Origin of the sequence: Pseudomonas brassicacearum, from assembly GCF_003732175.1 — a bacterium.
Taxonomy (GTDB): domain Bacteria; phylum Pseudomonadota; class Gammaproteobacteria; order Pseudomonadales; family Pseudomonadaceae; genus Aquipseudomonas; species Aquipseudomonas brassicacearum_G.
The window spans coordinates 382,241-403,991 of sequence record NZ_MOBI01000020.1; the positions used below are offsets into that span (position 1 = coordinate 382,241).

Annotated in this window: 23 protein-coding genes and 4 pseudogenes; 14 read left to right on the forward strand and 13 right to left on the reverse strand. The window is 58.0% G+C overall.

Annotated elements, in window-relative coordinates; all coding sequences use genetic code 11:
* Positions 1-75 precede the first annotated feature (75 nt).
* A complete protein-coding gene (locus tag BK658_RS30820; protein WP_404943192.1) occupies positions 76-843 on the reverse strand; it encodes a methyl-accepting chemotaxis protein in 768 nt (255 codons plus the stop codon).
* Between the two features lie 87 nt (positions 844-930).
* Positions 931-2,124 (reverse strand): annotated as a pseudogene (locus BK658_RS30825) (HAMP domain-containing protein); the annotation flags it as partial.
* Between the two features lie 208 nt (positions 2,125-2,332).
* Between BK658_RS30825 and BK658_RS19685 the strand changes: the two are divergent.
* Positions 2,333-3,073 carry a Mut7-C RNAse domain-containing protein gene (locus BK658_RS19685; RefSeq protein WP_123583729.1) on the forward strand — a complete coding sequence of 247 codons (741 nt, stop codon included), beginning with the start codon at positions 2,333-2,335 and terminating at the stop codon, positions 3,071-3,073.
* Between the two features lie 110 nt (positions 3,074-3,183).
* On the forward strand, positions 3,184-3,345 hold the full coding sequence (locus BK658_RS19690) for a DUF2986 domain-containing protein (RefSeq protein ID WP_123583730.1): 162 nt from the start codon (positions 3,184-3,186) through the stop codon (positions 3,343-3,345).
* A gap of 77 nt (positions 3,346-3,422) precedes the next feature.
* Here BK658_RS19690 and BK658_RS30365 read toward each other — a convergent pair whose 3' ends face one another.
* A complete protein-coding gene (locus BK658_RS30365) occupies positions 3,423-3,809 on the reverse strand; it encodes a hypothetical protein (RefSeq protein WP_123583794.1) in 387 nt (128 codons plus the stop codon).
* 261 nt (positions 3,810-4,070) lie between these two features.
* On the opposite strand from BK658_RS30365, the pseudogene BK658_RS30830 reads away from it, so the two are divergent.
* A pseudogene (locus BK658_RS30830) lies at positions 4,071-4,196 on the forward strand (GNAT family N-acetyltransferase); the annotation flags it as partial.
* A gap of 36 nt (positions 4,197-4,232) precedes the next feature.
* Here BK658_RS30830 and BK658_RS19700 read toward each other — a convergent pair.
* The 3 genes from BK658_RS19700 to BK658_RS19710 all read right to left on the reverse strand — a co-directional run bounded on the left by BK658_RS19700 (position 4,233) and on the right by BK658_RS19710 (position 6,406).
* Positions 4,233-4,997 (reverse strand): tetratricopeptide repeat protein, encoded by a 765-nt coding sequence (locus BK658_RS19700; RefSeq protein WP_123583731.1) that lies wholly within the window; start codon positions 4,995-4,997, stop codon positions 4,233-4,235.
* Positions 4,998-5,129: 132 nt separating this feature from the next.
* Positions 5,130-5,714 (reverse strand): eCIS core domain-containing protein, encoded by a 585-nt coding sequence (locus BK658_RS19705; protein WP_123583732.1) that lies wholly within the window; start codon positions 5,712-5,714, stop codon positions 5,130-5,132.
* A gap of 293 nt (positions 5,715-6,007) precedes the next feature.
* Complete coding sequence (locus BK658_RS19710) at positions 6,008-6,406, reverse strand: DUF3224 domain-containing protein (RefSeq protein ID WP_123583733.1); 399 nt, start codon at positions 6,404-6,406, stop codon at positions 6,008-6,010.
* 178 nt (positions 6,407-6,584) lie between these two features.
* On the opposite strand from BK658_RS19710, the gene BK658_RS19715 reads away from it, so the two are divergent.
* Positions 6,585-7,433 carry a helix-turn-helix domain-containing protein gene (locus tag BK658_RS19715; RefSeq protein ID WP_123583734.1) on the forward strand — a complete coding sequence of 283 codons (849 nt, stop codon included), beginning with the start codon at positions 6,585-6,587 and terminating at the stop codon, positions 7,431-7,433.
* A 222-nt stretch (positions 7,434-7,655) separates the two neighbouring features.
* On the opposite strand, the gene BK658_RS19720 is transcribed toward BK658_RS19715, so the two are convergent.
* Positions 7,656-8,243 carry a TetR/AcrR family transcriptional regulator gene (locus BK658_RS19720; protein ID WP_185019861.1) on the reverse strand — a complete coding sequence of 196 codons (588 nt, stop codon included), beginning with the start codon at positions 8,241-8,243 and terminating at the stop codon, positions 7,656-7,658.
* 149 nt (positions 8,244-8,392) lie between these two features.
* On the opposite strand from BK658_RS19720, the gene BK658_RS19725 reads away from it, so the two are divergent.
* The 9 genes and pseudogenes from BK658_RS19725 to BK658_RS30835 all read left to right on the forward strand — a co-directional run.
* Positions 8,393-9,493, forward strand: coding sequence for an alkene reductase (locus BK658_RS19725; RefSeq protein WP_123583736.1), 1,101 nt, complete (start codon positions 8,393-8,395; stop codon positions 9,491-9,493).
* A gap of 52 nt (positions 9,494-9,545) precedes the next feature.
* Positions 9,546-10,334 carry an SDR family NAD(P)-dependent oxidoreductase gene (locus BK658_RS19730; RefSeq protein WP_123583737.1) on the forward strand — a complete coding sequence of 263 codons (789 nt, stop codon included), beginning with the start codon at positions 9,546-9,548 and terminating at the stop codon, positions 10,332-10,334.
* 84 nt (positions 10,335-10,418) lie between these two features.
* The gene (locus BK658_RS19735; RefSeq protein WP_123583738.1) at positions 10,419-11,288 is read left to right on the forward strand and encodes an alpha/beta fold hydrolase; all 870 of its coding nucleotides are present in this window, start codon (positions 10,419-10,421) and stop codon (positions 11,286-11,288) included.
* Positions 11,289-11,356: 68 nt separating this feature from the next.
* Positions 11,357-12,355, forward strand: a complete 999-nt coding sequence (locus BK658_RS19740) for an NADP-dependent oxidoreductase (RefSeq protein WP_123583739.1) — start codon at positions 11,357-11,359, stop codon at positions 12,353-12,355.
* The gene (locus tag BK658_RS30045; RefSeq protein WP_185019862.1) at positions 12,352-12,528 is read left to right on the forward strand and encodes a hypothetical protein; all 177 of its coding nucleotides are present in this window, start codon (positions 12,352-12,354) and stop codon (positions 12,526-12,528) included. The genes BK658_RS19740 and BK658_RS30045 overlap by 4 nt, the downstream gene beginning before the upstream one ends.
* A gap of 258 nt (positions 12,529-12,786) precedes the next feature.
* Positions 12,787-13,221 carry a hypothetical protein gene (locus BK658_RS19745; RefSeq protein WP_259740110.1) on the forward strand — a complete coding sequence of 145 codons (435 nt, stop codon included), beginning with the start codon at positions 12,787-12,789 and terminating at the stop codon, positions 13,219-13,221.
* On the forward strand, positions 13,218-14,693 hold the full coding sequence (locus tag BK658_RS19750) for an ATPase domain-containing protein (protein ID WP_123583740.1): 1,476 nt from the start codon (positions 13,218-13,220) through the stop codon (positions 14,691-14,693). The genes BK658_RS19745 and BK658_RS19750 overlap by 4 nt, the downstream gene beginning before the upstream one ends.
* Positions 14,694-14,702: 9 nt before the next feature.
* Complete coding sequence (locus BK658_RS19755) at positions 14,703-15,725, forward strand: sensor histidine kinase (RefSeq protein WP_123583741.1); 1,023 nt, start codon at positions 14,703-14,705, stop codon at positions 15,723-15,725.
* Positions 15,726-15,959: 234 nt separating this feature from the next.
* A pseudogene (locus tag BK658_RS30835) lies at positions 15,960-16,079 on the forward strand (aldo/keto reductase); the annotation flags it as partial.
* 48 nt (positions 16,080-16,127) lie between these two features.
* On the opposite strand, the gene BK658_RS19765 reads toward BK658_RS30835, so the two are convergent.
* The 5 genes and pseudogenes from BK658_RS19765 to BK658_RS19780 all read right to left on the reverse strand — a co-directional run bounded on the left by BK658_RS19765 (position 16,128) and on the right by BK658_RS19780 (position 19,578).
* The gene (locus BK658_RS19765) at positions 16,128-16,751 is read right to left on the reverse strand and encodes a glutathione S-transferase family protein (RefSeq protein ID WP_123583742.1); all 624 of its coding nucleotides are present in this window, start codon (positions 16,749-16,751) and stop codon (positions 16,128-16,130) included.
* 85 nt (positions 16,752-16,836) lie between these two features.
* A pseudogene (locus tag BK658_RS19770) lies at positions 16,837-17,072 on the reverse strand (LysE family translocator); the annotation flags it as partial.
* Between the two features lie 277 nt (positions 17,073-17,349).
* Positions 17,350-17,604 (reverse strand): hypothetical protein, encoded by a 255-nt coding sequence (locus BK658_RS29845; protein ID WP_148049734.1) that lies wholly within the window; start codon positions 17,602-17,604, stop codon positions 17,350-17,352.
* A gap of 141 nt (positions 17,605-17,745) precedes the next feature.
* On the reverse strand, positions 17,746-18,399 hold the full coding sequence (locus tag BK658_RS19775; protein WP_123583743.1) for a hypothetical protein: 654 nt from the start codon (positions 18,397-18,399) through the stop codon (positions 17,746-17,748).
* A 324-nt stretch (positions 18,400-18,723) separates the two neighbouring features.
* Positions 18,724-19,578: a LysR substrate-binding domain-containing protein gene (locus BK658_RS19780; RefSeq protein WP_123583744.1), complete on the reverse strand. Its 855-nt coding sequence runs from the start codon at positions 19,576-19,578 to the stop codon at positions 18,724-18,726.
* Between the two features lie 98 nt (positions 19,579-19,676).
* Between BK658_RS19780 and BK658_RS19785 the strand changes: the two genes are divergently transcribed.
* On the forward strand, positions 19,677-20,318 hold the full coding sequence (locus BK658_RS19785) for an FMN-dependent NADH-azoreductase (RefSeq protein WP_123583745.1): 642 nt from the start codon (positions 19,677-19,679) through the stop codon (positions 20,316-20,318).
* A gap of 324 nt (positions 20,319-20,642) precedes the next feature.
* Here BK658_RS19785 and BK658_RS19790 read toward each other — a convergent pair whose 3' ends face one another.
* A complete protein-coding gene (locus BK658_RS19790; protein WP_123583746.1) occupies positions 20,643-21,626 on the reverse strand; it encodes a LysR family transcriptional regulator in 984 nt (327 codons plus the stop codon).
* Positions 21,627-21,751 lie beyond the last annotated feature (125 nt).

Genomic DNA, 21,751 nt, shown 5'->3' on the forward strand with positions numbered 1-21,751 from the left:
CGCATCGCAGCGGCGATCCGGCTGACTATCGGACGGAGTACACACGGGTTGACCTACTACAACCGCACAATGCCTCTACGACTTGAAGCGCCCCACCAGTCCGTTCAGTTCATTCGAGAGGTGCGAAAGCCGGCCTGAGTCTTCTTGCGCAGAGCTGGCCAGGCTTTCGACCAGCCGCGCCTCGTCGTAGATCTGCTGGATATGCCGATTGATCTCTTCGGCCACACTGTGCTGCTCTTCCGCCGCCGCCGATATCTGCAGGTTCTGATCCCTGATTTCATTGACCGACAACTGGATGCCTTCAAAGCTGTCACGTGCGCTCTCGATCGAGGACACACTGGCACGCGACAGGTCCAGGCAACTCTCCATCTTCTGCGAAACTTCCTGGGTCTTGCTGCCGAGCGTGTTGAGCAACTGGTCGATTTCCCCGGTGGAGTCGGACGTGCGCTTGGCCAGGGCCCTGACCTCATCCGCGACCACGGCAAAACCCCGGCCCTGGTCACCCGCCCTGGCAGCCTCGATCGCCGCGTTCAGCGCCAGCAGATTGGTCTGCTCGGCGATGGCGCGGATGGTGCCCAGAATCTGGTTGATGCTGCGGCTGCCTTCTTCCAGCTCCACCATGGCCTGGGAAGACTCGGTCAAGCGACGACCCAGACGGTTGACGTTCTGGGTGGTCAACTCGATCTGCTGTTTGCCTTCGGCCACACGGTGGTGTCCGTTCTCGGCGGAGTCGGCTGCCGTGCTGCACGAACGGGCCACTTCGTTGGCGGTAGCGACCATTTCGTTGAATGCCGTGGACACCAACTCCACCGCTTCACGCTGGCGAGCGGCCGCCTGGTTCATGTTGTTGGCCACCTCGCTGTTGACGCGTGAGGCATCCTGCAGGTTGGTCGATGCTGCACCGATACGTTGTATCAACTGGCGTATCGCGGCGAGAAACTTGTTGAACCAGCCTGCCAGCTCTGCGGTTTCGTCCTTGCCCTGCACCTCGAGATCGCGGCGTAGATCGCCCTCGCCCTCGGCAATCGATTGCAACCCCGTGCTGACCTGGCCGATAGGCTTGACGATCACCCTGGCGAACGCCGCAGCGAGCAGCGCAAAAAGCAGCACCAGCACTGCCACGATAGCCGCCGTCAGGTAGGTCATGCGAGTGGCCGCGCCCATGACTTCGCCATACTCGATCAAACCGACATAGCGCCAACCAAGGCCGGGCGATTTCCAGATATTGGCCATGTACCTGACCCCGTTGATTTGCACCTCGGTGGAACCCTGCGTGGTGGCAGCCAGTTTGGCGTAGGGCTCGCCCAGGTCCTTGAGCTGCTTGAAGCTGTGCCCGGCGTCACGCGGGTCGACCAGCACGGTGCCGTCCTCGATCAGCATTACGTAGCCGCTTTCGCCGAGCTTGATGCTTTTGACCAGTTCGGTGAGGTTTTTCAGCGAAACGCTCACGACAAACACACCCTTGGCGTTGCCAGCGTCATCGAGCAGTGCCCTGGCGCTACCGACCAGCGCCACAGCGTCCTTGTCATAGTAGTAAGCGGGGGTTCGCACCGTTTTGCCGGGGCTGGCCATGGCGGCTTTGTACCAGGGGCGCAAACGCGGGTCGTAGTTCGACAGCTGCGGATCGTCCGGCCATTTGACGTAGCTGCCATCTTCCAGGCCGATGGAAAGGATTGCGGCGGCCGGGTGCATCGCGCCATAACGCGCGAACGCATCGATGACATGCTGGGCAGCCGGTGGCAGAGGCTGGCTGGCGGCATCGGCGAACTGATAGTTTTTGAGGCTGGCGATCGATGTGTATACAGGATCAGTGGCCATTTGATCGACGTTTTGCTGTGTGCCGTCGAAAAACTGCCGCATATTACCGTCGATCTGGCGTATTTCACGGGTGCTGCCATCGAGAAACTGATCGACCGCCTGAGCCCGTATATTCAGCACCGATATCACAGCCACCAGGCTTACCGGAATGAAGGCGACCAACACAAAAGCAAGGACGAGCTTGTTTTTTATTTTCATTATGACGATCACCATCCGAGGAAGTGAGGTACAAATAGCCGAATCACACGGATTAATGGCGATTTGCTGTTGAGTCTGTCTCGGCTGATTTTGTGGAATCTTTACCATTTCTTCGTACACAAAAAAAGCCACGATTGCTCTCAATATTTTCGCTAATCAAGAGGCTGGTCGAGCGGGCCCTTGAGGCCGAAATGATCGAGCACCTGACACAGCGTGCAACTGAGATCCGCCAGTTGCAGACGCATCTATGAGTGCCTGCCGGAGAAGATCTCCGGACTGGACTCGCTCATCCTGCAGCCCTGCCATACTGTTCAGCATGACCCGTGCAACCTTCCGCTTCTACGAGGAGCTCAACGATTTCCTGCCGGCCGAACGGCGGCGGCAGTCCTTTACCTGCGAGTGCGCGCGAGGGGCGACGGTCAAGCACATGATCGAGGCGCTCGGGATACCGCACACCGAGGTCGAACTGGTACTGCTCAACGGCGAGTCGGTGGGCTTCGAGCGGGTGATCTTCGACGGTGACCGGCTGGCGGTGTATCCCAAGTTCGAAACGCTGGACATCAGCCCGCTGCTTAAGGTTCGTGCGCAACCTTTACGGGTGCTGCGCTTCGTCGCTGATGCGCACCTTGGCGGGCTGGCCAACCTGCTGCGCATGAGCGGCTTCGACACCCTCTACGACAATCGCTTCGAGGATGGCGAGATCGCCGAGATCGCTGCGCAGCAAGGACGCATCGTGCTAACCCGCGACCGCGAACTGCTCAAGCGCCGGATCATCAGCCATGGCTGTTACGTGCATGCCCTGAAACCGTCGCTGCAGCTGCGCGAGGTGTACGAGCGCCTAGACCTGGCGCGTAGCGCACGGCCCTTCAGCCTGTGCCTGCATTGCAACCTGCCGCTGCACGAAATCAGCCCGGAACTGGCCCGTCCGCTAGTTCCGCCACGCGTTGGCGCCCTCTATTCGCACTTCGTGCGCTGTGACGCCTGCCAACGGATTTACTGGGAGGGTTCGCACTGGCGTGGCATGTGTGCCCTACTGGCACCTTTGCTGGACCGATAGTCGAGCGCTTCGGGCAGATAACGGTCAAAAGCGCTCACATGCACACCACAAGGCTCTGGCCCAATATTTAAGCTGATATCATTCGAAAACGTACAAACCGAGTAGAAAAGATGAATCGTCGTAAAAAAATAAATCAGTTATTAAAGGCTAACGCCAAAAAGGCCAGCGCCAAATTGGCACCGAAAAGCAAGTCTAAATACATTTGCAAAGCTGACCGATTGAAGCTGGCGGCTGAAGCCAGTCACGACTCAATCACTTCTTCCGAGAGCTGATCGATGCAGCTTAAGCACCACCTGAATTTACAAATCAGCAGGCAGTGCTGTCGGCGGATTTATCTCGCGGCTACGCACTAGCGACGATAGTAGCGGTGATCGTCATCGTAGCGGTGCTCATGATGGCGCTCCCAATCACGATGGCGTTCAGCTTCCCGACGCTCTTGTTCTCTGCGCCATTCCTCCCTACGCCATTCGTCTCGGCGCCAATCCTCCCTACGATCGTGCCAACGGCCGTCACGCCAGTATCGGTCGTCATCGGCAAGCAACGGCCCTGGCTGCTTGCCGGCCGTACTGGCCAAGCTTGGCCAAGGGTTTCCGGCAGCCTGGACCGGAGCCTGAACGGCTGCGACCTCAGTTGCGAAAACAGGGGTTGAGGTCTTCATCTGTGTTGCTGATGCCGAGCCCACTGCCGCAAACGCGAACAGGCTGAGGAGCACCATCCGTGGGACATGAAATTTCATGGGCGAAGACAACCTCTGATTGACAATTGGACGTGGCGCCATTTGGCTGCGGGAAACCTTCGGGTCGCGCTTACCGAGCTTTATGTGCGTATCCACATAGACCAGTAAATAGGGAAAAGTTCTAGGAAGCCGCTGCATAAATAACCGACGGGGCACTCAAACAATAGATGGATGCGACACACTTCCTGACCCGAAGGCTTGCCGGGACAGGCGCAGAAATGAGCTTGAACCTCCTAGCTATGGCGAGATAAATCCGCCGACAGCACAAGAGCCTCGAACTTCTATCTGAAGCAGGGGTTTGCTTTCCTGGATGAATGGGAACCGTTAGAAAGTCATCCGCATATCACGGTTCAGACAATGCTTTGGATCAGAAACCGCCCTTGCTGACAGGCAGCAATCGGCCAGAGGTGGACACTCAGAAACTCAACCGCGTACCAAGTAGGCCCCTAACGGAACCCGATATCGCAGCTTCTTGCAGCTGCCGGGTGCGGGCTGATGCCCCGGCGGGCGATCAGGAAACCAGATTCGGCATTTACCCGGAGGCGGCAAATGGCCGCGGGGAATCTCAACCTCGTCGTACGCCGGCTCTGGCTCGACGGAAGTCATTTGCAATTGTCCTTCGGGCCGCGGTCTGCCAGCCGTCGATGAATCCGATACCCAATCAGCCTTTGCCTGAGCGAAGTTACTAGCGTCGCGCCCAGTATCCAGAGTGGATTGTTCAGCAACGGCCATTTCTGCGTCGCGGCGCCTTTGGGCCTCCTCTTCCAGCATCTTCTGTACGACGACCGGGTCCTCTTTGGCGTTGGGTGGGGTACTCGAAGCCTGGGCCTGCTGCGCCGCCTGGATCAATTGGAAGTTGCGGTTGCGTAACGCGACGTTGCTACCTACCCGCATGTTCGAGCGCACGGCCAACGTTTCAGCCTGCTGGTACTGACCCTGCTGAAGACGCAATACGCCAAGGTAATGCAGTGTCGCGGGATTGTTCGGCTGGATATGCAGGGCACGCTCCAGCGTGGCGGCGGCTTGGTCCAACTGGCCGTCTCCATACTGCCGCGAGGCCGTTTCGATCAGGGTGGTTGATGCGCTGTTGCTTTGCGAGGGCGCTCTTCGCTCGGCAGCAACCGAACCAAGCGACGCGACGGCGCAGAACACCAGGATGAGACCCGGCAGAAAACTTTTGGTTGGCATCAGGGGGCGGACTCGACTGATTTTGGACGGCACTGCCGTAAAACAGCTCCCAACTGACCTGGCGAGTACCCTGAAGTTCCCGCAGCATCAGCCTTGGAACAAGGGATTTGGCTCTCTTCAACGTGGCAATCTTCAGTGAGTCCCTGCCCGCACCGACCGTCTGACCTCAGCCTGTATGGCATAAGCCGGCGCCTCCACAGCATTGAAATCTTGTGTATACCGCTGGGCAAATCCTTCTACCCCCCATTCCTGATACTGCTGCACATGCTTGAGTTCGTGAGCCCAAAGCGCGATGTCCTGTTCTGCGGTTTGAGCGTCCCGGAAGAGGATGATGTCGATCAGCGTCACGGCACCGACATCGGGGTTTTGCAGCATGGCGGTGGCGGCGCTGAGTTGACCGTTGTCGCTGACTTTGTAGCGCGCGGCATCGAGGACACTGGGGTCGTACCAGCGCAGCAACTGCTCCCGGATGTGCGGTGGAATGGGCTGGATGCCGGCGTTGGCTGCTTCAGCACGGGCTTGGGTCAGCCACAGTGCCAGGGCAGGTGCCGCGATCTGGTAGATGCCATCAGGCATCTGCCCCAGATCCGGCAGGCAGATGCAGCCGTCCAGGCACACTTGTTTCTCGCCGGCTGGGCAGCCGTTGGTCTGGGCTGGCACTTCAAGAGTCAGGCACAGAACAAACAGCGCCACCAGGCGCGTGATGTTGGGCGGCATTGGGCGCTCCAGGGACGGATGCAGCGCGAACAGTGGGTCACTATTGATCGACGACCCGCATAACTTTAGCGCATCCCTATCGGTCTCTTTTCGATGGCTGCTTCGGGTCCAGTTCGAATAACGTCCAGTCACAGACTCCCCAGCTTTTCAATTCACACTGCGCGCTGCATCCCAGATGGAACGAGCAAGGGGGCAACGACTCGGAGCGGCTTCACGAAAGCCAGCACCGCGGCTGGTAACGTCAATACGGTGATGGCCGATATCAGGATTATGCGTTTGCGCTTCATCACAATTCAGCGCGTTGGCATGAGTTGATAGTTGAACAGGTAGAAATGCTGCCCATCACGAATATCTATTTCCATCGTGCCGCTGAGTCCCTCCAACTCGCCGGTACCCGAGTCAGGTACGACCTGAATGGTCAGTGTTCGCTGGCCTCTGTCCATAATTCCAAAATGCATCAACACAAAGCTGCCTGGCCTTCCCGCCAGATTACCCTCAACCCGCTCCATCGCCACATAGCCGGCAGATCCCGGGATTGTCGAGAGGGAGGCAAGCATCTCTCCCAGACTATTGGCCACCAAGTCTCCCTGAAACGTTTTGTGTATGGCCTTTCTGCTCAGTTGAGCGGCCTCGGTACCGGGCGCAACGGAGTGGACGGGTAGTTGGACGTCGAATGTTCCCTTGGCTTGCATGCTGTCATCTCCATTAAAAATCCAGGTAATGCCGTACGGCCTAAACCAGACACAGTTGTTGTCGACGCTAATCCCTCGACTGTTTACAGTCCACCTATGCCGAGATCAGCGGCCTATTTGACCGGTCCACACAGTCGGACCTATCCCTGATTTGCATTGGAGCAGATGGCGATCGAAGATGATTGGAAAAACACGACCGACCTCTACTGTTATCCTGCAGCCCGCACGAGGCGTCCTTAATCAGCGATTGACGAGCCCGCAGTTCACTCACATTCGCGAGGCCCCCTCAGTCCAGTTGGCGGCATGGGTTGAACATTATTGGCATGTCAGCTGGAATCTCAGTGATCAGCCTGCACAGCAACAGGAAACCCTGCCTCACCCCAATGTGCATCTCGTTGTGGAAAGGGGTCAGGTCCATGTGTGGGGACCCCGCCGTTCCCGCTTCAGCAAGACGCTGTCTGGCAATAGCTGGGCGTTTGGAATCAAGTTTCGTCCCGCTGCATTCCAGCCATTTCTGGGCGGACCTGTCAGCCGGTTGGCCAACCGATCAATCCCGGCCTCTGAAGTTTTTGGGGCGGTGGTCGACAGGTTGGCCGAGCACATCGAATGTCCGGGGATGGCGAGCCTGTGCGAGCAATCAGAAGCGTTGCTGTGTCGCTGCTTGCCGCAACCCGATGAGCGTGTACAACTGCTCAATGACCTCATTGCCCAAATCGCGTCAGACAACAGGCTGACAACAGTGGCACAACTCAGTGAGGTGTCCGGTGTTAGCGAGCGGCAGTTACAACGCCTCTTTGCCCATTACGTTGGCGTAAGTCCGAAGTGGGTGATTGCCCGATACCGGTTACATGAAGCACTGACCCTGCTGCAGAGCGGCGAAGCCAGACCAGGGACGGATCTCGCGCTCAAGCTGGGTTATTTTGATCAGGCACACTTCATCAGGGACTTCACCCGGATGGTCGGTCTGTCACCCGCAAAATATGTCCAGGCGCAAACGGCTCTGTCGCAGGACTCTGATGCGGGGTGAGTCTCCCCTTCCCCCCAGGCGGACTTACCTCACTCGCACCGTCATCGGAACTCCAGGTGCCGAACTGATCACGATGAACCGATTGCTTCGTCCAGTGCCGACCCATACAAAGGCGCCCGCCAAAGCATCGACCGGTTGAATCCACACCCCAAAGTTGATTTTCGGGTCCGAGCATCAAAGTCGAAGTGCTACCGAAAACCATGCTTTGAATGAGCCGCCCCTCTACACCGCTTCCACTTCATCGACCGGCAACGAAGCAAACATTTCAGCGCGGCACACCTCAAGGATCTCATCCGCCAGCACGGAATCATCCGGGCAGGCACGCGACAAAATAATCGCACCGACAGCACGAGACAGCAGGTCGATCATTTTCTTTCTCCCCTCACCCGGCGCGGCATCCGGCCTGGTCGGATATTTGTCCCCCAGTGTTTGCAGGGTGTGCTCGATCCCTTCGGCAAATGTCGCTTTCAAATCATCCGATTGACGCGCCGCGTCGCCACACAACGCGGCCATGGTGCAACCGCTGCCACGTCTGTCCCGATGCTCCCTCGTCACATAGACGTCAATGAAGCCCGGAACATCGAGCGATTCAGCACCTGCCAGCGATTTGGAAAGGCTGCTGGCCGAGGCTTCGGCCATCAGGTCGGCCTTCGAACCGAAATGCTTGTAGAAACCTCCATGGGTGAAACCGGCAGCCGCCATGAGATCCGACACACCGACGCCGTCGAAGCCGCGCTCACGGAACAGCTCAGAGGCCGTTTCAACGATGTGCTCCCGATTGGCCTGCGCCTGGGCCTTGGTCACTCTCACGTGCAATACCTCATGTCCACTGGGAAATCATGCGCCCAATGATACATAGATGTCGGTCATAATCAAAATTGTTGACAGTTTAGATTTCGATCATCATCCTAATTGCACGCACAACCGATCTCCATCAACGGGCACGGAAGAGATACCAAATGACCGACCAGAATCTGTTCACCCCTTACACGCTTGGCGCCCTCACGCTGTCGAACCGTGTCGTCCTCGCGCCACTGACACGCAACCGCGCAGGCGAAGGCTTTGTGCCAAGCGAGTTCGCGGCCACCTATTACAGCCAACGCGCAAGCGCAGGTTTGCTGATCAGCGAAGCCACGCAGATTTCCCAACAGGGTCAGGGCTATCAGGACACCCCCGGGATCTACACGCAGGCGCAGATAGATGGCTGGCGCAAAGTGACCGATGCCGTCCACGCCAAGGGCGGAAAAATCTTCCTGCAACTGTGGCATGTCGGCCGTGTGTCGCACGTTGATCTGCAAGAAAACGGCGCCGCACCCGTGGCCCCTTCTGCGCTGCGAGCCGCCACAAAAGTATTCGTCAACAACCGCTTTGAAGACGTCTGCGAGCCGCGCGCACTGGACCTCAGCGAACTACCGGGGATCGTCTCCGATTTCCGCCGGGCCGCGGCAAACGCTGTCGCCGCCGGGTTCGATGGCGTGGAGATTCACGGCGCAAACGGCTATTTGCTGGATCAATTCCTCAAGGACAGCGCCAACTTGCGCACCGATGCTTACGGCGGTTCGATTGAAAATCGTGCGCGTCTGTTGCTCGAAGTGACGGCAGCCGTCGTCAATGAAATCGGCGTGGATCGCACCGGTGTGCGCTTGTCGCCAGTGTCGCCGGCCAATGGCGTTTCCAGCAGCGATCCGCAGGCGCAATTCGATTACGTCGTCGATCAACTCGACGCCCTCGGCGTCGTTTATCTGCACGTGGTCGAAGGCGCGACCGGTGGCCCGCGTGACGTGGCGCCATTCGATTTCGGCGCCCTGCGCCAGCGCTTCAAAAACACCTACATCGCCAACAACGGCTATGACCTGGACCTGGCGACTTCGCGGCTCGCCGAAGACCAGGCCGATCTGATCGCGTTCGGTCGTCCGTTCATTGGCAACCCGGATCTGGTGGAGCGCCTCAAGCGTGGCGCGCCGTTGTCCGTCTTCAATCCTGCCACCCTCTATGGCGGCGGCTCGGCAGGCTACATCGACTACCCGACGTTGGCTGAATCGAGCGCCACCGCAAGCTGAGCAATCAATGACCGCGTTTTCTGTTTTCACACACTGAAAGAGAGATGACCCCATGAGCACTCGCCCTACTGTTCTCATCACTGGCGCCTCCACCGGCATTGGCGCCGCCTACGCCGAACGCTTCGCCCAACGCGGTCACGACCTGGTAATAGTCGCCCGAGACCAGGCACGCCTGGACGCACTTGCAGCCCGGTTGCGCAGCGAACACGACGTCTCCATCGACGTGATTTCGGCGGATCTGACCCAACTCGGCGATCTGACAACCGTTGAGTCCCGCCTGCGCGACGACGCCCGTATCGGCATCCTCGTTAATAACGCTGGCGCCGCTCTGTCCGGCAACTTCATCGACCAAAGCACCGACAGCGTTGCGCAACTGGTCGCCCTCAACACCACGGCGCTGGTGCGGCTCGCCAGTGCCATCGCCCCACGCCTGGCCAAAGCAGGCGACGGTGCGATCATCAACATCGGTTCGGTGGTGGGTCTTGCGCCGGAGTTCGGCATGTCGGTCTACGGTGCGACCAAGGCGTTTGTGCTATTCCTTTCCCAAGGCCTGAGCCTGGAACTTTCGCCTCAGGGCGTGTACGTGCAGGCCGTGCTGCCGGCGGCCACCCGCACGGAGATCTGGGATCGCTCCGGCGTCGACATCAACACCTTGAACGAAATCATGGAAGTGGACGATCTGGTGGATGCCGCACTGGTCGGTTTCGATCGTCGCGAACCGGTGACGATCCCGCCGCTGCAAGAAGCTGAACGCTGGGATGACCTGCAGAGCGCACGTCAGGGCCTGCTGGGGCAAATCCGCCAGTCTGCGGTTGCCCAGCGCTACCACACTCAACAATGATCTTTTGGTAGCGAGCATTCGCGCCGGATTCGATGCAGGCGCGCCAGACGCTGCATCGAATCCGGCCCGCTGTTCGGAGTAGAAATGAATCCAACGAAGACAAATACCCCCTCGGGTTCGCAGACGTCGTTCATCAACGCGGCGAACCAGTCGATCACGGTCAACGGCATTCCCTTCGCCTATCGCGACACCGGCCCCAAGACCGACGTGCCCCTCGTACTGTTCAACCATTGGGGCGCGGTGCTGGACAACTTCGACCCCGGGATCATCGATGGCCTGGCACAAACACGGCGCGTCATTGCCACCGACTATCGCGGCATCGGCGGCTCTGGTGGAACCGCGCCACTGACGGTCGGCGAAATGGCTGACGATGCCATCCAGCTGATACGTGCGCTGGGTTTCGAGACAGTTGACGTGCTCGGTTTTTCACTCGGCGGCTTCGTCGCTCAGGACATCGCCCTGAAGGCGCCCGAATTGGTACGCCGATTGATTCTCACCGGAACCGGGCCGGCCGGCGGCACCGGTATCGACAAGGTCGGTTCGCTGACGTGGCCATTGATGATCAAGGGCTTGCTGACCTTGCGAGATCCCAAGTTCTACCTGTTCTTTACCTCGACGCCCAATGGCCGTCGAGCCGCATCGCAGTATTTGCAACGCTTGAAAGAGCGCAAAAAAAATCGCGACAAAGGCCCGACGCCCAGCGCTTTCCTACGGCAGTTGAAAGCCATCACCGCGTGGGGCAAACAGGCACCACAAGACCTCGGGCGCTTGTGGATGCCGACGCTGATCGTCAACGGCGACAACGACATCATGGTGCCCAGCGTTAACTCGATTGCGCTGGCCAACCGCATTCCCAACGCACAACTGTTCATTTATGAAGATGCCGGGCACGGCGGCATTTTCCAGCACTACGCTGACTTTGTGACCAAGGCACTGGCGTTCCTCGATGCCTGATAACGCGGCGCAGCAACGCCGCAAACGCTCCGCCCACCCTCATTCCAACCGACAAGAGCCGCACAACGATGAAGGCATTTTTAATTGATCGCTATGGCAAGAACACCGGGCGCATTGGCGAAGCGCCCGCCCCCGCGGTGGGCGCCCACGACGTCTTGATTGAGGTACACGCCAGCAGCGTCAACCAGCTGGATTCGAAGATCAGCAAAGGCGAATTCAAACTGATCCTGCCCTATTCATTTCCGCTGGTACTGGGCAATGACCTGGCGGGCGTCGTGGTTGAGGTTGGCTCGCAAGTGAAACGCTTCAAACCGGGAGATGAAGTCTACGCTCGCCCGCCCGAAGCGCGGATCGGGACGTTCGCTCAATTGATCGCCGTAAACGAAAACGCGATCGCCCTGAAACCTGCCAATACCAACATGGCACAAGCCGCGTCCATCCCCTTGGTCGCACTGACCGCCTGGCAAGTGCTGGTCGAAACCGCCCAACTGAAAAAGGGCCAGAAAGTGCTGATCCACGCCGGCTCCGGCGGTGTCGGCACCCTCGCCATCCAACTTGCCAAACACCTCGGCGCCTTTGTCGCGACCACTACCAGCACCGCGAATGTCGAATGGGTGAAGGCGCTGGGGGCCGACCTGGTGATCGACTACACACAGCAGAACTTCGAAAGTGTCTTGCACGACTACGACGTGGTGTTGAACAGCCTCGGCGCGGACGTACTGGAGAAGTCACTCAAGGTCCTCAAGCCCGGCGGCCAACTCATTTCCATCTCAGGGCCACCCACTGCGCAGTTCGCGCAGGAGCAAGGGTTGTCCTGGCCATTGAAGCAAGTCATGCGCCTGCTGAGCCTCGGTATTCGGCGCAAGGCACGCAAGCAGGACGTCAGCTACGCGTTCGTGTTCATGCGGGCCAATGGCGCCCAACTGCAACAAATCACCGCGCTCATCGAGGCCGGAATCATCAAACCTGTGGTTGACCGCGCCTTCACCTTTGACTCTACGGCAGAGGCATTGAAGTACGTCGAGCAGGGACGAGCCAAGGGCAAGGTCGTTGTTACGATCAAATGACTACGCCGCCTATCGATGAGTCGACCGCAGAGGCTGCGCAACGTTTACCGCTTCAGCAGTCATCATCCGGGGTGACTTCGCCAGAGTTGCAGAAACAGGAAGAGCTGCAACCGGACGTTGTGTCTGTTGAACCGCCAGTGATCGTTTGGCGCAGTTTGATGCTTGAGCAGTAGGACGAAACGGGTTGCATGGAGGGGGTGCGAGCATGGCTAGCTCCAACTACCGCAAACGCCAACTCGCTATCTGAGAGTGGCAGTATCGGTTGAATCCACAGCCGAATGCCGTCCGTCGCGAGGGGCAGCAATCCACCAACCGAAGCAGACCCATTCACCACCGTAAAAGACCGCAATTGCAATGCTGCGTCCGATTGAGTCTCGATAGCTCGCTCTAGGGTGTACCATCAGGCTCAGTCCATCAGATAATTGTCAGTCATGTCCATGCTAAGCGAAGAGAGCCGTCAGATCGTAGCTTCTCTGACGCACCGCGTTGGCCCCAACGCTGACATTACAAAGACCGCTCACGCGATCATTTCAACCTTGCAAGATATTGACGCAGCCCTTACGCCCATCATTGGCCAGCAAGGGGGGGCCGCGCTTTACCGCCGCAGCCTCCACGTGTGCGCCTCTGCTCATCCACGATTAGCCGTTATCTGGGACAGATTGCCGGCCGGCATGGATCTGACGGCCCTCACATTCGTACTCGTTGAGCAAAGCGAAGCCGATGCGCTGTTTTTCGGCGAAGTGCTACTGACCACGTTCTACGAGCTGCTAACCACACTGATCGGGCCCTCGCTCACCGCACGTTTACTTCGTGGCGTGTGGGAACCTTCTTTGAGCGACACCCCTTCGCAGGAAAATTCGCCATGAGCACCAAAGTGACTATCAACCGCTTGGCTACCGGCGTGCCAGGGCTGGACGAGGTGCTGGGCGGAGGATTGCCGGAGTTTTCGTTCAACCTGATTGCCGGTCCTCCCGGGTGCGGCAAGACCACCTTGGCGCATCAGATGATGTTCGCCCTGGCAACGCCTGAACGTCCGGCGCTGTTCTTTACCGTGCTGGGCGAGCCGCCGCTGAAGATGCTGCGGTATCAGCAACAATTCGATTTTTTCGACAGTGAAGCGATCAACCAGTCGATTCGCTACATCAACCTGGCCAACGACACGTTGGCCGGCAATCTGGACGAGGTGCTGCGGCGTATCGTCAGCGAGGTCGAGGCTCACTCACCGGCGCTGGTGTTCGTCGATTCGTTCCGCTCCGTGGTGCTCGCCAGCCAGACCGAGAACAACCCCAACAACAACCTGCCGCAGTTCGTTCAGCAACTGGGCATGTTGATGACTACCTGGCAGGCGACAACCTTCCTGATTGGCGAGTATTTCACCGAGACCGACACCAACCCGATTTTCACCGTGGCCGACGGCCTGATCTGGCTGCGCCAGAGTGTTCAGCGCAACTCCATGGTGCGCAAGTTGGAAATCATGAAGATGCGCGGCCAGCCAACGCTGCCGGGGCTGCACACCTTCCGTATTGCGACGTCGGGGATCAAGGTTTTTGCCCCTGCCGCTATCAACCCGGTCGAAGCGCCGCTGGAATTTCCGAGCAAACGCCTGAAAATGGGCGTGCCGCAGCTCGACGAGATGCTCGGCGGCGGCCTGCCCCGTGGCTATTCCTTGCTGGTGGCCGGACCATCGGGCTCGGGCAAAAGCATTCTGGCGACCACCTTCCTGGCCGAAGGCGCACGCAATGGTGAAACCGGCGTGATCGCAGTATTCGAGCAACGGCCCAATCATTCCCAGAACGCCACCCTGGCGGGCCTGATTCAGAACGGACAGGTCGGGCTGGTGGACAGTCGCACACCGGACCTGTCCATCGACGAAATCGTGCACTTGTTGTTGAGCGAAATCAGCCGGTTGAAAGCCACCCGTGTGGTGATCGATTCGTTGTCGGGCTTTGAATTAGCGCTCGCCCCGACCTTTCGCGAAGACTTTCGTGAGTCGCTGTCGCGTATGGTCACTGCTTTAACGAGCGTCGGGGTCAGCGTGTTGATGACCTCGGAGCTGGAAGACCGCTACACCGACCTGCGTTTCAGTCCTTACGGCACGGCGTTTCTTACCGACGCGATCATCGTCCAACGCTATATTGAAGTAGAAAGCCGCTTGTTGCGGATCATGGCCGTGGTCAAGGTACGCGCCAGCGCCCACTCCGATAAGTTGCGCCAGTACCATATTGATGACAACGGCCTACAGATTGGCGAAATGCTGCCAGATCAAGAGGGGCTACTGGGTGGTCGACCAACAAAACAGCGTTCAGGAGCGGTACGCGCAGGAGATAAACATGTTTGAGCTCGACTCATGAGTGAAACCAATGGCAAGAATGAGCGTGAGGTGGCCAGTGCCGCGCACGAACTCTTCCTGCTAGGCCGGAAAACTGTTGAAGCACGTGCCATATTAGCAGCACTGCAAAAACAGTTGAGCGACGCAAGCAGCCGGCTGGTGGATACCCAGCAGGTAGAGCAAGTTATTGAGGCCAATCAGCAGTTGGTACTGGCGATACTCCTGGCGCAATCTGACGCGAAAACACCCCCTCGCCTGGAAGAGCAGCGTTTGTACCAGGAACTGCGCGAGGCTAACGCGCAGCTGGTCATCGCCGCACTAAGCGCTCAAGACCTTCAGGCGGCAGCCGAGCGCGCACTGAGTCAGCAGAAAAGCGTACTGGCGATGGTGGCCCACGAGCTGCGAAACCCTCTAACACCCATCAGCATGATTGCAGAGCGTATGGTACGACTGCCTAGCGATCAGCTACCGCGGATGCGTGAGTTGATCGAGAGCCAGGTACAGCATATTTCACAGCTGGTCGACGATCTACTCGACGTCTCCCGCGCCAGCACTGGCAAGCTGCGAATCAATCGCCGCGATGTCGACATGATGCAAATTCTGCGTGACGCTATTGATGTGTGTGGTCCTGTGATAATCGCGCAAAAGCAGCATTTCGACTTCCATCTTCCCGAGGGTCGCTTAATGGTGAATGGTGACCCAGGACGCCTCGCCCAGATTCTCCATAATCTACTGGCTAATGCAGCCAAATACACTCCGGTCGACGGCAGAATCGAATTGTCTGTAACGGTAGAGGCCGACGTTTTGAGAATAAGTATCTCCGACAATGGAATCGGCATTTCGGCCAAGGCACTTCCTTTCATTTTTGACCCATATGTTCAAGACGAGCACGCCATATGTTTCAACGGGGCCGGCTTGGGCATTGGGTTGACCGTAGTTCGGGAGCTGGTCGAAGCACACGGTGGCAAGGTCACCGGTATGAGCGAGGGAAGTAGTAAGGGTAGTGAGTTTGTGGTGACTTTGCCGTTGATGAGCCTTTGACACCTCTTTGAAGCTAGTCGACAGAAAACTGCTACTTGCATTTGGATCAAGCTGGTTGTCGATTGGCGAGAAGTAAAGGTCCGCTTTTGGCCGTTTTCTGCCTGTCGCGACCGGTTGAGTCCACAACCCATAGCTGCCGGTCGCGATGGTTCTGAATCAGGTTCGCAAGTCACCCGCTCTGATGAATTCGATGAGCGCTTTCAAGGCTGGTGGCACATGGTGCCGGCTGGAGTAATAGTGACGGGCGCCATTGTCGGTGCCCGCCTTCCCGCACAAGTATACGGGCTGATTGCAGCCTCGGAGTTGCGCTTTGACACGGCGGAAATCGACGAAATTCGGCCGTTTCTGCCGTAGGGCATGGGAACAAATGTCCCTGGCGCCGCCTGACACCATGCTGAACTTTTACGGAGTCCCGTTTCTTCCATGCAGGAGGTAGCCAGGTCGACGACTCAACCGTTCGTAATAGGCACTTACGGCAGGAAAGTCTGGATGATCGAGCGGTGTTTCAAACCACCGGTTAACCGACAGGCCTATCGGTATGTCTGCGAGAGAAAACCCGTCTTCACAGACGTAGGCTCCTGTTGATTCGAGTTGTCGATTCAGGATCTCCATGTGCCTTGACCACAGGCTGCAAGCGGCTGCCAAGGCTCTGCTGTCCTTATGTTCAGGCGAATGCCTGACCAACGACATGAAGGCATACGTCCACGATTTGTTGAGGTCCGACGCTTGCCAGTCTATCCATTGGTCCACCCGCGCTCTTGCTCTTGGTTGGACCGGGTAAAAATGACCTCCGTTATAGCGAGACGCCAAGTACCGAATGATCGAGTTTGACTCCCAGAGCACGAAGTCGTCGTCCAGAATCACCGGCACCATTGCGTTGGGGTTCAGCGAAATGAATTTGGGCGTGCGCGTCGACTTGAAGCCAGAACCCCAATCCTCCCGCTCAAAGGGGATTTCGATCTCGGCGCATGCCCAGAGTACCTTTCGTACATTGATCGACGATGCCTTACCCAATATGCGCAACATTTCATGTCCTTACCGTTCAGGGTGGTTGGTCAGGGGCTTTCGATAACCCGCTCGGATCTTTTTCTAGCGCGCCTGGCGCGATGCACAGGGGCCTGCTGGCGAGAAATGTCGCGATGGAGCCAGCCATGACGGCAATCAGCGCGTTGACGCTCACGCTAATGGCGATCTGCGTAAAGCCAAGCACGATGGATTGCGCCAGCATGCTGCCGTGGTCAGCGTGTTGGGTTTGACCGCTTGCCAGGCAAGGTAGAGCAGATAGCGTGCGCCGCCGAGGCGCAGCGCGTCATACGCATAGGGAACCGCAAAGACCAAGGCCGTGATAGTAGGGCGGTCAAAGGGGGAACGTTAGATACAGATTGACTGACAAAACGTCATACAGCGGTCGCATTACTGGGTATCCGCTCCCTGGGAATACGTTTGACTTCAACGTGAGCAATGGCTTGCCCCAATAGCGCATCCAAACACTCTGACGCAGTCAGCCGCGTGCATTATGGATGAGGGCTTTCGGCCGGGAGCCGCCTGTCGCGACTGACCGAAATCGACCCAAAAACGGACGACTCTGCCTATTTTTTAAAGCTACAGCCAGAGCCGTCGACACTTACATGCTTGCCACTTTAGATTTGGCTACTCGCCCCTGGCTCCAGGCATCAGATAAGATCAATTGCAGAACGCTATCATTCAGGCGTAATCCGCTTCTATCCATTTCGCTAAGCTCTAAAACTATCCAAATCCCAACTGGCGGCAGCGCAAAAAATAGCGGGGCAGTATTGTGAGAAATACCAATCACGTCGCTGATTTCTGGCGTGCATATTCTTTTTATATGAGGGTTGTGCTGCCGGTTGTTCAGTTCCACCACTGACCGCTTCTGGCTGTGGATTCAACCGGTGGTGACAGGCAGAAATCGGCCAGGAGCGGCCAGTTTGCCCATCAAATGGAACTATCCCCAACCTTTCACTCGGAAGTTCGTCGACAGCAGGACGTGCGCATGACCCGTTCAGTGGTTCAACTTGAACATATTGGCGTGAACGCAGGAGGGGACTGCATAGCGGGTCGTCAGGTGGCTATCCAGTTCCGTAGCTGCCGAGACGAGGTTCGTCAATGTGTGAACGCCAGAATTGGGATCGAAGAAATAGAGATCGCTACCGTCATAGGCAAGCGCCACAGAGTGGGGCGTAGCGCTTTGCATGGCGATCAGGGCCGCGCCACGCCTGCTGCGAACCAACAGCTCGATGGTGTGCGTCAGCAACTGGACGAAGCCTCCCTCGAAGAAGGAAGACAAGGTTCCAATCGACTTGCAACCCAGGGTCTGTGCCTCCTGTGAGTACAGGTTATGAAACTCCTGGATGGCCTTGCCCTGGTTGCGAATGCCGGGAAGGTTGCCACCTCTGGGGTCGCTGATCGGCTGGCCGTCAATGCCGGTTTCATAGGTGCCGGAACTAATGAGGCCATCACAGATCTGGTCCTGCAGAGCCATGATTCGCTCAACCTTCCGACCGATATTCCGCTGTTGCAACAGGTCGGCAAGTCCTGGTACCGGACCCAGGTCGAGCGCGCGCATGCAGAAATAAAAGGAAATGCCCTCGCAGGAGCCATCATGCCGTGCGTTGAAGTCATCTTGATCGCAGCCCAAAATGAGGGTGATAGCCATAACATGCTCCCTGCTTATTCTCGGTTTTCATAACCAGCTTCGACTGGCCGAGCCGGATATTCGAAGTGAGTCCTGTTCGAAGAACGACCGCTGAAAGGCATGCAACTGTGATCAGGCCCCTTTAAATCCCCCGTAGCAGGCGCCTGACGCTTCTAACCAATTGAAAAAAAGAAAAGCATTGGGCTCAGGGGTAAGCGGATGGCGTGCTGCAACCGGAGTATAGCTGCTCCCCAATCGGCCGCTTTTGGCCGATTACTGCCTGTCGCGAATGACCGCTTTGGGTTGTGGATTCAACCGGTCGACAACGGCCCTTCATGAAGACGCTCAAGCCCTCCGCGTGGAGCAATACTCCACAATGAGCTGAGTGATCGCTGCCGCAATCGCCTGATCCGCTTCAGGAGAGGTGAACAACCGAAATTGCACATCCGGCAAATCCGGTAACCCTTGTTCGGCCCCAAGCGACACCAGTCCTTGCCCCAACTGGCTGAGTGGCATGGGTGCGACTGCGAAGCCTGCAAGCGCCGCCGCACGCAACCCGGCAGCGCTGCTGCATAACATCGCCGTGCGTTGGGCGATCCCCGCCTGGGCCAGCCGCGTCAGTGCTATCTCTCGATAAGGGCACGGCTCGGGAAACAGGGCCAGCGGCAACGGCGCCGGTAACCGGGTAACCGGTTGCGCCGACCAGGCCCACACCAGCGGTTCTTGCCACAGCAACAGCCCCGCTTCGCTGGTTTCGCATAAAGAGCCGATGACCAGTTCCAGATGGCCTTGCTTCATCAGGTTCAGCAACGTGCCAGGAATACCCACCTGCACGTCGATCTCCATCCCTGGGTACTGCGCCGCGAAATCCTGAAAAGTACGCAATAACCGCGATTCGACAAAATCCTCGGACACCCCGATCCGCAGCCGTCCGTGAAACGGCGTGCGCGTCAGTTCTGCCCAGGCATCACGGTTCAGCACAAGGATCGTGCGCGCATAAGAAACCAGGCGTTCGCCATCGGGAGTCAATTGCTGGGAGCGGGTGGTACGCGTCAACAGCGGTTTACCAATCTGCTCTTCCAATCGCCGCACGTGGCCACTGACCGCAGACTGAGTGAGGTGCAGCTTCTGGGCTGCACGGCTGAAGCCTTCTTCATCGACGACAGTGACAAATGTCTTGAGCAGCAGCGTATCGAACATAGTTTTATTCGTGATCAATGGCGTATGTATTTACGATTTATATTTCAAATCCAGCTATGTTGCAATGCGCCACCTGCCCCCACCACTCAAGGCGTGCCATGACTACTCTTCTGCATATTGAATGTTCTCCACGCAAGCAGCGTTCGGCCTCCCTCGAAGTCGCCCGCAGCTTTATTGCGCGTTATCAAGAACACGCCCCAGACACCGAAATCATCACGCTCGATCTTTGGAACATGGCGTTACCGGAATTCGATGATCTGGCAATGGAGGCCAAATACGCCGGGCTCAATGGCACGCCCTTGACCGCCACACAACAAGACGCCTGGAACACGTTGAAAGAGTTGGCAGATCACCTGCACCGCTCGGATGTGCTAGTGCTGTCCGTACCGCTGTGGAACTTCAGCATCCCGTACAAACTCAAGCACTTCATCGACCTGGTGTCGCAGAAAGACATCCTGTTCAGCTTTGATGCGGAGCGCGGCCTTGAAGGCATGCTGCTCAACAAAACCGCTGTGGTGATGTATGCCCGTGGTCTGGATTTTTCGGCGCAGTCGATCACGCCGGCAACGCGCTTCGACTTTCAGAAGCCCTATGTTGAAGCCTGGCTGAAATTTGTCGGCGTGACCGATGTGCATTCGGTGATCGTGGAGAAAACCATCCTGGGCGAAGACGTTGATCGCGGCGCGCGTGAGGCCGCGACTCAGCAGGCCAGGAGACTGGCGGACAGTATTTGTCGCTGACGCTTCAGGGGGCTGGCTGGCGATAGCATTTTTCCATCCTGCCGCTCTCCTCCTTGAGCACAATCGGTCTAAAAAAGCCCGGCCAGCGCTTTGGAGTTTTTGCTATTCTGAAACTGTAGGTGAAGACGCAGACTGATGCGCAAGAGGATAGCAAGGAAACGTGGGGCGCGTTCCGAAGGGTACACGGTTAGAAAGATCTCCGCGCTGAGATCCAGCCCTTATGCCGTGTGAAGCAGAAAAGCATATTTTTGTTCCCGTGCGATTCTGTGAGAGGCCTGATAAACCTTGTAAGCCGGGGACCAGCGCCGGCCACCTACTCGATTTTCAAAGCCCGCCTTGTGCGGGCTTTTTCGTATCCGCTGGTGCAAGACCGGTCCCCTCTTCAACCGCGCTCACGTCCACAGCGCCCTCATTGCTTGGCTGCGCGCACACCTCCCGAAGGCAGCCACGCAACCACCGATGTGCCAGGTCGGCATCCAGCCGTGGATGCCAGAGCATTGAGACGGTGAACGTCGGCAGGCTGAATGGAAGCGCAAAGCTGTGCATGCCGACGCGCAGGTTTTCGGTGTGCCGCTGCGGAACGCTGGTGATCAGGTCGCTGGCCCGGGCGAGCGCCAGCGCGGTCGAAAAGCCGGCGACGATGGTCACCACTTCCCGTGCAAGCTCCAGCGATTTCAGGGCCTCGTCGATAGGCCCCTTGTCGAGCCCCCGCCGGGAAACGTAAATGTGCCTGCCCGCCGCGTAACGGGCGGGCGTGATTTCACCCTGGCTTAGCGGATGCCCCTTTCGCACAACGCCAATGAAACGGTCCCTGAACAGTGCCTGCGTACGCACCTCAGGGCCTTCACTCTTCCCCACCACACCCGTTTCCAGATCGACGCTCCCGTCGCGAAGTGGCGTGCTGTCTTTATCGGGCTTCTGCACGAACCGCAGCCGCACGCCGGGGGCTTCCTCGCCGACGCGTGCAATCAGTTGTGCGCCGAAACTCTCCACAAAACCTTCACTGGTGCGCAGCGTGAACGTGCGGACCAACTGTTTGAGATCGAGCGTTTCGGCCGGACGCAGAACCGCCTCCGCATCCTGCACCAGCTGACTGACCTGCTCGCGCAGTTCGAGCGCTCTCGGCGTGGGCACAAGGCCGCGTCCGGCCCTGACCAACAGCGGATCGCCTGTCGTTTCACGCAGTCGCGCCAGTGCCCGGCTCATCGCCGACGGGCTAAGCCGCAAGCGCTTTGCGGCGCGCGCCACGCTGCCCTCTGCGAGCAGCACATCAAGGGTGACCAGCAAGTTGAGATCAGGTGTCGACATGGATCGCCCCTGGAATGGCGTGAGGGTGACAAGGCGTCAAACGCACGGATAAAGTGCAAATGCTGCGTCTTCCGCCATGTTATGCGCCAGCGTAGATTTCTGACAGCTCCGTTTCGGAAGTCGCC